At 43.2% G+C, this 13,095-nt stretch carries 14 protein-coding genes; 5 read left to right on the plus strand and 9 right to left on the minus strand.

Annotated elements, in window-relative coordinates; genetic code table 11:
• Nucleotides 1-41: 41 nt before the first annotated feature.
• From RIB15_RS09160 to RIB15_RS09180, 5 genes are all read left to right on the plus strand, one after another.
• On the plus strand, nucleotides 42-596 hold the full coding sequence (locus tag RIB15_RS09160; protein WP_350201846.1) for a hypothetical protein: 555 nt from the start codon (nucleotides 42-44) through the stop codon (nucleotides 594-596).
• 148 nt (nucleotides 597-744) lie between these two features.
• A complete protein-coding gene (secD, locus tag RIB15_RS09165) occupies nucleotides 745-2,559 on the plus strand; it encodes a protein translocase subunit SecD (protein ID WP_350201847.1) in 1,815 nt (604 codons plus the stop codon).
• Between the two features lie 40 nt (nucleotides 2,560-2,599).
• Nucleotides 2,600-3,511 (plus strand): protein translocase subunit SecF, encoded by a 912-nt coding sequence (gene secF / locus RIB15_RS09170; RefSeq protein WP_350201848.1) that lies wholly within the window; start codon nucleotides 2,600-2,602, stop codon nucleotides 3,509-3,511.
• 21 nt (nucleotides 3,512-3,532) lie between these two features.
• Nucleotides 3,533-3,874 carry an STAS domain-containing protein gene (locus tag RIB15_RS09175; protein WP_255132945.1) on the plus strand — a complete coding sequence of 114 codons (342 nt, stop codon included), beginning with the start codon at nucleotides 3,533-3,535 and terminating at the stop codon, nucleotides 3,872-3,874.
• Between the two features lie 61 nt (nucleotides 3,875-3,935).
• Nucleotides 3,936-5,210 (plus strand): adenylosuccinate synthase, encoded by a 1,275-nt coding sequence (locus tag RIB15_RS09180; protein ID WP_350201849.1) that lies wholly within the window; start codon nucleotides 3,936-3,938, stop codon nucleotides 5,208-5,210.
• A gap of 70 nt (nucleotides 5,211-5,280) precedes the next feature.
• Here the strand turns inward: RIB15_RS09180 and RIB15_RS09185 are convergent, their stop codons facing one another.
• The 9 genes from RIB15_RS09185 to RIB15_RS09225 form a co-directional block, all read right to left on the minus strand.
• Nucleotides 5,281-6,009, minus strand: a complete 729-nt coding sequence (locus tag RIB15_RS09185; RefSeq protein ID WP_350201850.1) for a sulfotransferase-like domain-containing protein — start codon at nucleotides 6,007-6,009, stop codon at nucleotides 5,281-5,283.
• Nucleotides 6,010-6,091: 82 nt separating this feature from the next.
• Nucleotides 6,092-7,015: an aminotransferase class IV gene (locus tag RIB15_RS09190; protein WP_350201851.1), complete on the minus strand. Its 924-nt coding sequence runs from the start codon at nucleotides 7,013-7,015 to the stop codon at nucleotides 6,092-6,094.
• Nucleotides 7,016-7,108: 93 nt separating this feature from the next.
• Entirely contained in the window at nucleotides 7,109-8,407 is a 1,299-nt protein-coding gene (locus RIB15_RS09195) for a pyridoxal phosphate-dependent aminotransferase (protein ID WP_350201852.1), read from the minus strand.
• A 77-nt stretch (nucleotides 8,408-8,484) separates the two neighbouring features.
• Nucleotides 8,485-9,159, minus strand: a complete 675-nt coding sequence (locus tag RIB15_RS09200) for an FAD-binding oxidoreductase (RefSeq protein WP_350201853.1) — start codon at nucleotides 9,157-9,159, stop codon at nucleotides 8,485-8,487.
• A gap of 64 nt (nucleotides 9,160-9,223) precedes the next feature.
• Entirely contained in the window at nucleotides 9,224-9,691 is a 468-nt protein-coding gene (locus RIB15_RS09205; RefSeq protein ID WP_350201854.1) for a nuclear transport factor 2 family protein, read from the minus strand.
• Nucleotides 9,684-11,210, minus strand: coding sequence for a sodium:solute symporter (locus RIB15_RS09210; RefSeq protein ID WP_350201855.1), 1,527 nt, complete (start codon nucleotides 11,208-11,210; stop codon nucleotides 9,684-9,686). Before RIB15_RS09210 ends, RIB15_RS09205 begins: the two co-directional genes overlap by 8 nt.
• A 5-nt stretch (nucleotides 11,211-11,215) precedes the next feature.
• Entirely contained in the window at nucleotides 11,216-12,178 is a 963-nt protein-coding gene (locus RIB15_RS09215; RefSeq protein WP_350201856.1) for an isoaspartyl peptidase/L-asparaginase family protein, read from the minus strand.
• Nucleotides 12,179-12,245: 67 nt separating this feature from the next.
• Nucleotides 12,246-12,830 (minus strand): RdgB/HAM1 family non-canonical purine NTP pyrophosphatase, encoded by a 585-nt coding sequence (gene rdgB, locus RIB15_RS09220; protein WP_350201857.1) that lies wholly within the window; start codon nucleotides 12,828-12,830, stop codon nucleotides 12,246-12,248.
• Nucleotides 12,827-13,087, minus strand: coding sequence for a PQ-loop domain-containing transporter (locus RIB15_RS09225; protein WP_350201858.1), 261 nt, complete (start codon nucleotides 13,085-13,087; stop codon nucleotides 12,827-12,829). The genes rdgB and RIB15_RS09225 overlap by 4 nt, the downstream gene beginning before the upstream one ends.
• Nucleotides 13,088-13,095: the final 8 nt, after the last annotated feature.

A 13,095-nucleotide genomic window follows, 5' to 3' on the forward strand; every position in this document is an offset into this window, starting at 1 on the left:
TTTCACAATGGGGTATTTGTTGATTATATTTTAAGTCTGGAATGAATTTCTTCAGAACACATATCACACGAACGCTTAGCGTTGGCCTGTTGCTTGCCGGAATGGTTTTCTATTTCATGAAGCCGGTAAGTGATAATGCCGACCATGATGCGTTCACTTCTTGGCTGCAATCGAATTTAAAGTCTAATGGCAATACTTCGGTTGTAGATCAGCTTAAAGAACTTTCTGCCAGTCCTGATGAACTCGAATCTGTTATTCGTCAGGCCTCTGCTTTAGTGAAAGCACATGCTGATGATTTTGAATTACCGGTTGATGCGCAATCCAAAGACGAAAGTGAAGTATTTCAGGTTTTACTCAAAGAATGGAATGCATATCAGAATTCGTCTTCAGGGATGGGTAAAGCTGTTCTTATTAAACAAGCCCAACCTCACTCTGTTTTACCTGTTGATGGATTAGCCTTTTATGGAAAGGCTGATGCAACACAACAAACATTTATAATTTCTTCTTCGGGGAAAAGTTTTGAACATCAGTCTGTCACATTACACAACTTTCACATTTCTCCCCTTTCCGGTGGTACCGCCATTGGTGCGCCATAGACTCTCTTATCCTTTTTACATAAACACTTTCCAAACTTACAGATAGTTGAAGGTTGGCAGGATGATGGTTGGTAATTTTGTATCAATCACTCTGTCAACTATCAATATCTCATCTTTCAATTTTTCAAACTTCTAAATAACAAATAACATGCAAGGAAACGGATTTAAAATCGGTTGTATCGTGGCTTTTCTGGCCCTTACAATTTATTACCTCTACCCAACAGTAGTCTGGTCGTTAGAACAAAATTATATGGAAGAGCTCAGTCCTTCTGAACGGGCTCAATATCAGGAAGAAGAACAGCAAAAGCTGGAAGATCTTCGCACAAGAACCCTTTCTCTGGGTCTTGACCTTCAGGGTGGTATGCACGTAACTCTTGAAGTTGGTGTCCCCCAATTGATCAGAGAGCTAGCTGGCGAAAACGCCGATCAGCTTCTGAACGACGTTATTGATGTGGCTGCTGAAAGGTCGCTCGAAAACGACTCAGACTTTATCAATGAGATGGTTGCAGAATTCGAATCTCGAGATCCGGATGCCCGACTTAGCAGATATTACCGAAATGATGCGATGGATATCACACGCCGTTCTTCTAATGAAGAAATCGCAACTTTTTTAAAAACACAGCGGCAGTCAGCTCTTGACCGGGCCATCGAAATTATTCGTACCCGTGTTGACCGTTATGGTGTAACTGAGCCTTCTATTGTGAAGCAGGGAAATAACCGAATCGTAGTTGAGCTTCCGGGTGTGGAAGACAAAGAACGAGTTCGTAGTCTTCTGAAAGGAACTGCACGACTTGAATTCCGTCTGGCTGCAGATGCCCAGGAGTTCCGTGCTTTTGTAAACTCAGTTTATGAATATTATGACAACTACAGCCAAAGTGCCGACACAGCCGATACCGCTGCTGCCAACCAGTTCAATCCGTTGGAAGAAGTCTTGGTACCAGCTCAAAGTCCTTATTTGGTTGGTTACGCAACTCCGGATGATACCTCCCGGGTTATGGATCTTCTCACAACCGAAGAAGTACAGCGCATACTGCCCAGAAGCACCACAATGATGTGGAGCGCTAATCCTTTTCAGGGACAAGGCGGTTCTGAGCTTTATCAACTGATTGGTGTTCGTACACAAATCGAGCTTACCGGCGATGTGATTGAAGCCGCAACGGTTCAATTTGACCCCGCTACCAACGTACCGGAAGTTTCTATGACCATGAATAGTGAAGGTGCCCGTAAATGGGGCAGAATTACTGGTGCAAACATTGGTAAACCAGTAGCTATCGTATTGGATGGGTTTGTATTCTCTTATCCAAACGTGCAGACTAAAATCTCAAACGGTCGTTCATCCATCACCGGATTAGATGGAGTTGAAGAAGCCGAGGATTTGGTCAACATTTTGCTTTCAGGTGCCCTTCCTGCGCCACTTGAAATCCTTGAGGAACGTACCGTAGGTGCAACCCTTGGGGCAGAATCTATTCAGGCCGGTTTAAATTCAATCCTGTTTGGATTAGGTGTAGTAGCCATTTTCATGATTATCTATTACCGAACCGGTGGTGGAATTGCTGATCTGGCACTTCTGCTTAACATCATTTTCATCCTGGGTATCCTGGCTGCTTTCAAAGCCACGCTCACACTGCCTGGTATCGCAGGTATTGTATTAACGATTGGTATGGCGGTAGATGCCAACGTACTGATTTTTGACCGTATCCGTGAAGAACAGCGAACCGGTAAAACGCTCAAGGCCTCCATTGAAGCAGGTTATGCGAATGCGATGAGTGCGATTGTTGATGCAAACGTAACCACCTTCTTCGTGGCTATCATTCTCTTCAGTTTTGGAGTTGGCCCGATCAAAGGTTTCGCGGTTACACTGATGGCCGGTATTGTAGCATCACTGTTTAGTGCTATTGTAATTACACGGGTAGTTGTTGATTACCTGACACAAGCCAAGAAAGCTAGTGTAAGCTTCGGTTAATCAGTAAAAAGAAATTTAAAACGATAAAAGGAATAATATTATGAGATGGTTTGAAACCCCTAATTTTGACTTCAACGGAGCACGGAAGATGGCTTACATCTTCTCAGCTATCCTGTTTTTGGTTTCGGTTGGAGCAATTCTAACAAAAGGACTCCAGTACGGTATCGACTTTAAAGGCGGTAAGGAGTTTGTGCTGGATTTTGAAAATCCGGTAAGTGTAGTAGATATGAGATCTGATCTCTCTGAACCCCTCGGGGCTACACCTGAACTGAAACTATTCGGTTCTGAAAGTGAAATCCTGATTCGTACCGACAATGAGCGGCCCATCAATGAGGTACAACAAATTATCACCTCTTCGATGACTGAGCTGTACCCAGATAATCCATTTACGGTGATCAAAACCGACGTGGTAGGCCCGAGATTTGCCGAAGACCTTAAGTCAGGTGCATTGCAGGCTATCATTTACGCTATCGTGATTATCTTTATCTATATTCTCATTCGGTTTCGAAACTGGACGTTTTCGGCCGGGGCTGTAGCTGCATTGATACACGATGTGGTAATTGTACTGGGTATTTTTACCCTGCTGGCAGATTTAGTCCCATTCAGCCTTCAGGTTGATCAGGCAATTATTGCCGCCTTCCTCACCATTGTGGGTTATTCACTGAACGATACGGTAGTAGTATTTGACCGTATCCGTGAAAACTCCAACGTGCATAAAGGAATGGATTTTATGCCGATGGTAAACAAAAGCCTGAACGATACCCTTAGCCGTACCGTGATAACTTCTATTACCACCTTGTTTGTGGTGACTGTGCTGTTTATTTTCGGCGGTGAGGTGTTGAAAGGCTTTTCTTTTGCCCTCTTAATCGGTATTGTACTTGGTACATACAGTTCGCTATTTGTTGCCAGCTCTTTGGTGGTTGAACTCGAAGCACGTACAAAAAAATCTTAAAACAAAAACAACAGGAAATCTATGAGCTTTAATACATCAGAACGCTACAACAGCGTTGTTATCGAATTCAAAGGAAACGTTATGGGTGGCCCTGATGCGGTTAGTCTGAATGAAAAATTACATGAACTCATCGACAATGATAAAACCAATATCGTTGTTGATCTTGGTAAAGTTAAGTTCATGAATTCATCCGGGCTAGGCATGTTGATTGGAGCTCTGACTACCATGCGTAAAGCCGGTGGTGATCTTAGAATTGCGAACGCTACCGATAAGATCGAAAGCCTGTTGATTGTCACGAAACTGATCACAGTCTTCAAACACTACAAGTCAGTAGAAGAAGCCGCTGAATCTTTTGAAGAGTGATATCCTAAATTTAAATTGAATACAGAGGGGTGTTCCGCACCCCTTTTTTATTGAACTGATTATGAGCACAAGAGTTGTTATTGGAGCACAATGGGGTGATGAAGGCAAAGGTAAAATCGTTGACCTGCTCAGCGATAAAGCCGATTATGTTGTTCGTTTCCAGGGAGGAGCGAATGCCGGACACACCCTTAAATTTGACGATAAAAAAGTAGTCCTTCACCTTATACCATCCGGAATTTTTAACGGCAATGCCGATTGTGTTATCGGAAATGGTGTAGTAATAGACCCTGTTGCTTTGGTTGAAGAAATCAAAGGTGTACAAGAGATGGGCTTTAGCCTGGAAGGGCGCTTCTTTATCAGCCAAACGGCTCATGTAATCCTGCCTTATCATAAACTGCTTGATCAGCTTAAAGAAAAACGCCGTGGTGGTGACGCCATCGGAACGACCGGCCGGGGAATTGGCCCTGCTTATGTAAGCAAGGTTTCCCGTGTAGGTATCCGCATGGTGGATTTACTGGATCGTGAAGTTCTGAAAGAAAAAATTGATCAGAACCTGAAAGACATCAACTTTGCACTGGAAAACCTGTACGAAGAACCCACATTAAAAACCGAAGAGTTGATGGCCGAACTGGAAGATTCCATCAAAACGCTTGAGCCCTTTATCTGCAACACAACTAATTTGCTGCATGAAGGCATCAAGAATAGTAAGTCAATTTTGCTTGAGGGAGCACAGGGAACTATGCTCGATGTAGATCATGGAACCTATCCGTATGTCACCTCTTCTTCACCAACATCGGGCGGAGCTTGTACCGGATCAGGAATTCCACCGACAGCACTCAACAAAGTAATGGGTATCACCAAAGCCTATTGCACGCGTGTTGGAAACGGCCCCTTCCCCACCGAACTGCTCGACGAAACAGGTGAAGAACTGCGCAAGAAAGGAGCTGAATTCGGTGCTACCACCGGACGACCAAGACGTTGCGGCTGGCTCGATTTAGTGGCATTGAAATATGTTGTTCAGCTGAATGGTATCAATGAACTGACGCTTACCAAGATGGATGTGATGGACGGCTTTGAAGAAATCAAAGTATGTACCAGCTACAAACTTAACGGAAAAGAAACGGATGTATTCCCGCTCTGCCTGGACGAGATTCGCGATGTGGAACCGGTATATACGGCGCTTCCGGGCTGGAAAAATTCCATTGAAGGAATAACCGACTGGGGAGATCTTCCTGCTACCGCTCAGTCATACATCCACTTTATAGAAGAGTATTTAGACGTGAAGTTTACCATCATTTCTACCGGACCGAAGCGTTCGGAAACGATTGTGCTTTAGAAACTGACTATTAGAGATCGCGGGTTTCAGCCCGTGATGACTCTATTCTCTACTCTAATAAATTACTGGATCAACTACCGGCATATTCCAGCAGCTCATCATACGCTTCCTGACATTCTTCCAACAGGTCTTCCAGTTCTTCCGGGAACGGCTCATTCTTGGATTTATATGCTCTGAAACCCGTTGAACGGTGAACGTTATGGTACCAGTATTTAGCCCATACTCCATCTTCTTTCCTGGGTCCGGCTGGCCATTTCAGCATAGCTTCATCAAAAGGAATACCAAGTGTGCCACATAACTCTCTGAGACGTGATTGCGGATATTGCAGAATATCTTTCGAATCTACAATCAGAGGCTTCTGCCCAATATTTTTCAAATATTTAACCACTTCCAGATGTTTTGCATAACCTACATCCTGCATCGTTGGATTTTTCACCTGCTTGGCATACGATGGCAGCATATCTTTTGGCGGACGGGTAAGTATGACATTCGTCGTTTTTTCCAGAAAACTCCAGTCTAAATTGACTAAGTGATGAGTCATATTCTTGAAAAAAGCGATTGGGGTATCATAATCGCCCAGGATAATTTCATCAACTACTTTCTGTCCGTCGTTCTCCTGGCTTTTCAGAACTTCATCAGCACCGGGATGGTAATTTTTGGCATCTGTATTAGCCAAATAATGAGCATAAAGCGGCTCATCAAAAACCGTGGAATCTTCGCGCTGGGCGAAAGAGTACATAAGTGCTGTTGAGATATTACGTGGACCACTCCACAAACAAATTCGTTTTGTCTTTAACATTTCTCCGTTTTTTACTTTAACGGTCAATCCGATCCTTCACAAATTATCCTACTCTGCGGACGACCTGTATCTTTATTAAAAATTATACCTTAACTTCATTCACTCCTTCCTCAATCGCCCTCTCATATAGCTTCTGAAGCCGCTGAGTCATACTTCCGGGAACAGATTCAGAAATAATTCGTCCATCTATTTCAGTGACGGGAGTGAGCCCGCCAAAGCTTCCGGTTACGAAAGCTTCATCTGCACCATATACATCAAACAATGAAAAGTTCTTTTGATAACAGGAAATTCCTGACTTTTCACAAACCTCAATTACTTTACCTCGTGTTATCCCGTTCATGCAGTATTGCCCGGTAGATGTCCACACTTCCCCGTCTTTCACCATAAAAAAGTTGGTAGCATTACAGGTAGAAACAAATCCATTGATATCCAGCATCAATGCCTCATCGGCGCCGGCTTCCAAAGCCTGAACCAATGCCTGTACTTCATGAATTTTGCTGTGGCAGTTCAAACGAGGATCCAGGTAATCGGGTGAACCTCGGCGAATAGTGCTGGTAAAAAGTTTAACACCCTGATCTCTGCTTTCCGGATCGGCTTTTTTATACTCGGCTATAATCACCAGATTTGGACCAGAAATCGTCAACCTTGGATCCTGAGACGGTGTTTTTTTAATGCCCCGGGTAAACATCAGCCGCACATGAACCCCGTCTTTCATATCGTTGGCATCCAGCGTTTTCCAAATAGCCTTTGTGATTTCATCCCGGCTCATGCCTAAATCCATGCCTACCGTTTTGGCGCCCTGAAAAAGACGATCATAATGCTCTTTCAGGAACACCAGCACTCCTTTGTGCAGCCGAAATCCTTCCCATACGCCATCACCTACCAAATATCCGCTGTCGAAAACAGATATTTTTGCTTCGTTACGAGGAAACAGCTCTCCGTTCACATATATAAGTACATCTTCATTTCGCGGATCATAAACCGCGTTATGTGTGCCGTGCGTCATGTTTTTATTGAATGATGATTGCTCCCAAATAAAAGAAATATAAAGCTCGGTTGCGAATTTCGATTTTAGCGGGCTTCTGAGGCGTTTTATCTCTTACGAATCGAGGTATTCCCGAATAGAATCACGGATTTGCGTGAATGTTTTTTTTAGAAGTTCTTCATCTTCTTCCAGCAGGGTTACCCTAAATCCAAGTAAATCTGAGCAAAATGAGGATATCGGAACTACGCAAATACCCGTAGCTCCCAATAAATAATAGACAAACCGAAAGTCCAGCGGTACATCTTCTACCCATTCTTCAACCCTGACTTTCGCCTGTGGATTAGTGATCTCCAGGGATTGATCATCCCGAAGTACACCCTCTTTAAAAACAATGGTATTATAAAAAGCGCCATACGTTTTGTTGATAATAAGCTCCGGAACCTCTGACAGAGTATCAGCAATGAAGGTACTTCGCCAGCCGGTTTCTTCATTCAGTTTTTCCCGGTATTCATAAAACCGTGGATCACCCAGAATTTCAGGAATAGCCATTTGGGGGAGCGTGGTTGAACAGACTTCAATCATTTTGGCATCATCCAGTGCATTACAAAGCTGATCAAACTCCAAACTTTTATCCCTGTTGTAGCATTCAATCCATCCACAGCGGGCACCCGGCCAGGGCATTTCTTTTGAAATCCCTTTCATGGCAATACCCGGCACATCACCAATCACTTCTGAAAGCGCATAAGCCCGTGCTCCGTTGTAGGTAATGTGATGATAGATTTCATCCGAAATCAGCATTAGATCGAATTCCCTCGCAAGCTGCACAATCTGATCAAGGATTTCTTTGGGATATACCATACCCGTCGGATTATCCGGGTTGATGAGCAAAATCGCCACCACATTTGGATTGAACTCTACTTTATTCCGTAAATCCTGCATATCCGGATACCAATTATTTTTGGGATCCAGCTTGTATGTGAGTGGTTGATGATTGGCATGAGCCGCCTCGGCCGAAGAATGAGTAGAATAAGCCGGTGAAGGACCGATTACCCGTGAGGTCGCATCCAGGTAGTGATATAAAGTGGAAATAGCATCACCCAAACCGTTGAAAAACAGAATATCATCAGCGGTTATTTGTGCTCCGCCATGTTGATTGTTTTTCTGAGCCAGAAACTTGCGGGTTTTGAACACCCCTTTAGAGTCGCAGTAGCCATATGAATTATTATCTGCAGCTAATCGCTGAATGATATCTTTAATCCATTCAGGTACTTGTGCGTGTTTTTGAATAGGATCACCAATATTCTCCCATGTTATGTCCACACCTTCCTTCTGAAGAATATTAGCTTTCTTTACGATCTCCCGAATTTCATAGGAGAGTTCTTTGGCGCCTTCACTTAACAGCTTCTGTCGCATTTGGATTAAAGTATTTGAGTGAGAGTGAGTCTCACAAATAAAAGCATTTAAAAGCAGGTTTGCATCTGCTTTATAGCTTATTCTTCAAATACCAAGGCCTCTGGATTTGCTCCCAGTTCTTTCAGGTATCCCATAATGGCTTCATTAAAAGGCATTGGCCCGCATACATAGAACGGCTGGTTAAAGTCATCGATCTGAGATTCCAGAAATTCCTTATCTATAAAACCATCCAGAAAGATATGATCTCCGGCAGGTTCTTCATCCGTAATTACATTTACGAAGTTATCTCCAAGAATTTCCTCAAATTCATTTTTCAGAATGATGTCTTTTTCTGTCTTATTTGAGAAAATAAGTTTGTTATCGCCAACCTTTCCTTTCTTATGCAAATCTCTGAGAATGGCAATAAAAGGAGTTACACCTGCACCACCAGCCAGGAAAACACCTTCACCGTTATATTGAATGGTTCCCCAGGCGTCATCCACTATCAGCGAATCTCCTGTTTTCAGCTTCCCTATTTGCTCGGTCACTCCATTGTGATCAGGGTAAATTTTAATAGTGAATTCAAGATCAGAATCTTCATTCAGGGAGGTAAAAGTGAAGGGTCTTTTTTCATCTCTCCATCCATCCTTGTCAATAGCTACTTCTGTAGCCTGACCCGGTTCAAACTCATAGCCATCGGGTTTTTCAAGGATGATTTTTTTGACGTCGTGTGTTACGTTTTGAATGTCTTTGATTTTCAATGTATGTGCCATAATTCTATCTTTTTTTATCTTCGATAGTAATTACAATTATGCCCGTGAAAACATTCGCTATATTTTACTGGCGGTTCATGAATACTCTCAGGTTTTTCATGGCTTCTTTTTGAACTTTTCTTTGCAGGAATGAAGTCCAGCCAAGTAAATACCCCGGCAATCCCAGAGCATATCTGCTCCATCTCCAGAAGTTAAAGGTATCTTTATGCTCGATAATCAATCCGTCCTTAAATCGGATATTCGCATCAATTTTGTTGTGCACTTTTCGGCCGGTTGACGAAAATAAGTACCTGGCTTCTATATGTGCTGAGCCAGTTGATTCATCGGCCTGGACGAAGTCAAAAGTCAGTTCAAATTCTTTTGCCCGGCTACAGAGCATGGTCCACATTCCGTCAATTTCTTTTTTGGAATGAAGTTGAAAAACCGGGTCCTGAAAGGTGGCTTCCTCATGATAACAGCTGAGCATCATTTCAGCATCCAGATTTTTAAGACCTGTATAAAGCCGTGTAATAATTTCCTCATGTTTATTCATTTCCTGTACCCCTTATTATTGCTGACAATGACCCTATAAGTACTACAACTAAAGAACCCACTAATGTATACAACGGCCAGGCAATAGCAAGCCCATCGCCTGGTAAGATATCCTGAATAGGCCCCTGAACCATAAATAGCAAAGTAATTAAGCCAGAGAAAAACCCAATCATGGCATCTGTCTTATCAGGTCTTTTGAAAAACATCCCCAACAGAAATGCACCCAATAATCCACCATAAGTATAAGACGCAATACCCAAGCCGAGTTCTACAATGGCCGGGCGTTCCCCGCCCTGAAGCTGCAGAATGGCAAAGAAAATAGCAGATGCCGTTAGAATTACACCCCAGCCCATAGTGATCTTTCGGGACATGGATAGATCTTCGGCTTCCGTATTACCCTTCCCGAAATAAGGTTTGTACAAATCGTAGGTGGTTGATGAAGCTAAAGAGTTCAGAGAAGAGCTCAGGCTGCTCATAGCCGCCGCAAACAGAGCAGCGACAATAAGCCCCGATACACCCACCGGTAGCTGTTCTACAATGAATTTGGCAAATACTTCATCGGTAGTAGCCAAACCCATCTCTGCAGCCGACATCCCTTCGTAGAATACAAAAAGCAAGAGCCCAATCCCCATAAAAAGAGTAAATTGAAGCATAGCTAAAATGCCACTCCAAATCATTGCTTTTTGTCCGGACTTGAGATTTCGTGTTGCCAGCACACGCTGCACCAACAACTGGTCGGTTCCATGAGAAGCCAGTGAGAAAACGGCCCCTCCCACGATAGCTGTAATCAGAGTGTAAGGCTGAGCGATAAACTCTTTAAAGCTCATGTCAAAACCAAGATCAATCAGTTGTAGCTTTTCATTGGGCAGTTCAAATCCTGCAGGCAGGTTTCCAAGTAACACTCCCAAGGCAATAAAAGCACCACCGATGTATACGATCATTTGTACAAAATCCATCCACACCACTGCTTTGATACCTCCAAAGAATGTGTAAACCAGCGTAATTGCGGTAATCACACAAATAGAAAGAATGTATAGCTCAAGATCTCCCCAGCCAGCGAAGGCTCCGCCCAGCCGCAGTATGATTGCCAGTGGTATAGCGGTCGCAAATAAGCGGACTCCATCTGCAAGCAAACGCGTAATCATGAAGGTGGAGCTGGCAGCATTTCTCATTCCGGCTCCAAATCTGTTCTCCAGAAAGGTATAAGCTGTAAAAAGTTCACCTTCGTAATACTTTGGCAGAAAAAACAGTGCTACTCCAATCCTTCCTATTACATACCCAACCGTAATTTGCAGAAAAGTGAGGTTTCCTCCATAAGCTACTGCCGGAATACTAATAAATGTAAGCGTGCTGGTTTCGGTAGCAACGATAGAGAATAACACAGCCCACCAAGGAATCCCATCACCGCCCAGAAAATAGTCTTTATTGGATGTTTGTTTACCCGACGACTTGAGCCCAAGAACTGCAACCCCAATCAGGTAAATGACAATTACGATATAATCGATTATGGAGAATTCCATAGATATCAGATCAGATGGGTTATAGCTTCTACCCTGTTTCCATCTTCATTGCAGACAGAAATATCAAAGCCTTTAACAATACTATACCCACCAAATACTCCTTCGTTATTTAAAGCGATATAACCAACCTGTGTATCTTTATTATTCGATGAATTCCTTTCTATAATACGTTCAATAGCGACTTTACATGCAGCTTCAGGAGAGTGACCAGCCCTCATCATTTCTACAATCAGGTGGCTTCCAGCTGTTTTAATTACTTCTTCACCGGCCCCGGTGGCAACAGCTCCACCCACTTTGGGATCAATAAATAATCCCGCGCCAATGATCGGGGAATCACCAACACGTCCCTGCATTTTATATGCAGCTCCACTGGTTGTACACGCGCCACAAAGCCGTCCATTTTGGTCCAGCGCAAGCATCCCGATGGTATCATGATTTTCAATGTTCACTTCAAGCTTGTACTCGGAAGTCTCAAGCCATTTCTTCCAGTCTTCCTCGGACTTTTGTGTTAGTAAATTTTCTTCCTCGAACCCATGAGCCAGAGCAAATTTTTTGGCTCCACTTCCTACAAGCATAGCATGGGGAGTCTCGGTCATTACTTTACGAGCTACTGATACGGGGTGCTTGATGTTCTCTAAGAAAGCGACTGAGCCGCACTCCCCTTTTTCATTCATCACGCAGGCATCAAGAGTTACGTTGCCATCCCGATCGGGTCGCCCCCCATAACCAACCGTGTTATTTTTAGGATTTGCTTCTTCTACTTTTACGCCGGCTTCAACTGCATCTAGCGCATAACCCCCTTTTGCTAAAACTTCCCACGCAGCGTTATTGGCATTTATACCGGTTTTCCAGGTTGAAATAACCACAGGTTTTTTCCCGATTTGAACTGATCTTTGACCTGGCTTTAAAAAATTTACCGGTAACAAGCTCAGAGCTGTCGCCTTTATAAATTCTTTTCTATTTAACATGATTTCAAAATTAAGTGGTGTTTAATCAGCTCACATGAATACTACCCCTGCATATTCGCTATTTCTTTCATCTCTTCAAAAAATCTACAAACTTTTGAACCGCCTTACCTCTGTGAGATATATCGTTTTTTATGCTGCTGTCAAGTTCAGCAAAGGTTTGGTCAAACCCTTCAGGCTGAAAAATAGGATCATAGCCAAAACCTTTTTCTCCCTTTTCTTCGGTTGTGATATGTCCGGGACAAATACCTTCAAATGCGTTCTCTTCTTCGCCATTAATCAGAGCTACTACTGTTCTGAACTGCGCTTTTCGGTTCGAAATGCCTTCGAGTTCCTTCAATAGCTTATCCACGTTATTCTGATAGCTGGCATGCTCTCCCGCATACCTTGCCGAATAAACTCCCGGCTTTCCGTTCAAAGCGTCTACTTCAAGACCTGTATCATCTGAAAGTGCCGGTAATCGTGTTTTTTTTGCCACATAACGGGCTTTTTTAAGCGCGTTTCCCTGTAGCGTTGATTGGTCTTCAACGACTTCTTCAAGTTCTGGAAAATCTTTAGTTGAAAGTACCTGTATTCCGAGTGGCCTCAGAATTTGCTGCATTTCATCAATCTTATGCGGGTTTTGGGATGCAATAACAAGCTTATTTAGCTTCACTCTATGTTCCTCGGAAAGATTTTAAAATACATATTGATTCCGCTTCCCAGCGTTAACAGTCCATTGAGTGCTGTAAAAACCGTGTCATCAATCAGCACTGAGTAAATAGTAAGCATCAGGCTTGATGTGAAATACATAATGATAAACGCAAGATTCATTGAGGTACTTCCCGCTTTGATGGTATCCCAGGTTTGCGGAATCCAGGCTGCGACTAAAATTCCAAATCCGGCCCATCCTAAAAATTCTATTCCCGTCATATCTTTTA

Source organism: Gracilimonas sp., assembly GCF_040218225.1.
GTDB lineage: Bacteria > Bacteroidota > Rhodothermia > Balneolales > Balneolaceae > Gracilimonas.

Bases quoted from the DNA above. Each gene is read 5' to 3' on its own strand.
- RIB15_RS09160 (WP_350201846.1), top strand. From the start codon at position 42: ATGAATTTCTTCAGAACACATATCACACGAACGCTTAGCGTTGGCCTG.
- secD (WP_350201847.1), top strand. From the start codon at position 745: ATGCAAGGAAACGGATTTAAAATCGGTTGTATCGTGGCTTTTCTGGCC.
- secF (WP_350201848.1), top strand. From the start codon at position 2,600: ATGAGATGGTTTGAAACCCCTAATTTTGACTTCAACGGAGCACGGAAG.
- RIB15_RS09175 (WP_255132945.1), top strand. From the start codon at position 3,533: ATGAGCTTTAATACATCAGAACGCTACAACAGCGTTGTTATCGAATTC.
- RIB15_RS09180 (WP_350201849.1), top strand. From the start codon at position 3,936: ATGAGCACAAGAGTTGTTATTGGAGCACAATGGGGTGATGAAGGCAAA.
- RIB15_RS09185 (WP_350201850.1), bottom strand. From the start codon at position 6,009: ATGTTAAAGACAAAACGAATTTGTTTGTGGAGTGGTCCACGTAATATC.
- RIB15_RS09190 (WP_350201851.1), bottom strand. From the start codon at position 7,015: ATGACGCACGGCACACATAACGCGGTTTATGATCCGCGAAATGAAGAT.
- RIB15_RS09195 (WP_350201852.1), bottom strand. From the start codon at position 8,407: ATGCGACAGAAGCTGTTAAGTGAAGGCGCCAAAGAACTCTCCTATGAA.
- RIB15_RS09200 (WP_350201853.1), bottom strand. From the start codon at position 9,159: ATGGCACATACATTGAAAATCAAAGACATTCAAAACGTAACACACGAC.
- RIB15_RS09205 (WP_350201854.1), bottom strand. From the start codon at position 9,691: ATGAATAAACATGAGGAAATTATTACACGGCTTTATACAGGTCTTAAA.
- RIB15_RS09210 (WP_350201855.1), bottom strand. From the start codon at position 11,210: ATGGAATTCTCCATAATCGATTATATCGTAATTGTCATTTACCTGATT.
- RIB15_RS09215 (WP_350201856.1), bottom strand. From the start codon at position 12,178: ATGTTAAATAGAAAAGAATTTATAAAGGCGACAGCTCTGAGCTTGTTA.
- RIB15_RS09225 (WP_350201858.1), bottom strand. From the start codon at position 13,087: ATGACGGGAATAGAATTTTTAGGATGGGCCGGATTTGGAATTTTAGTC.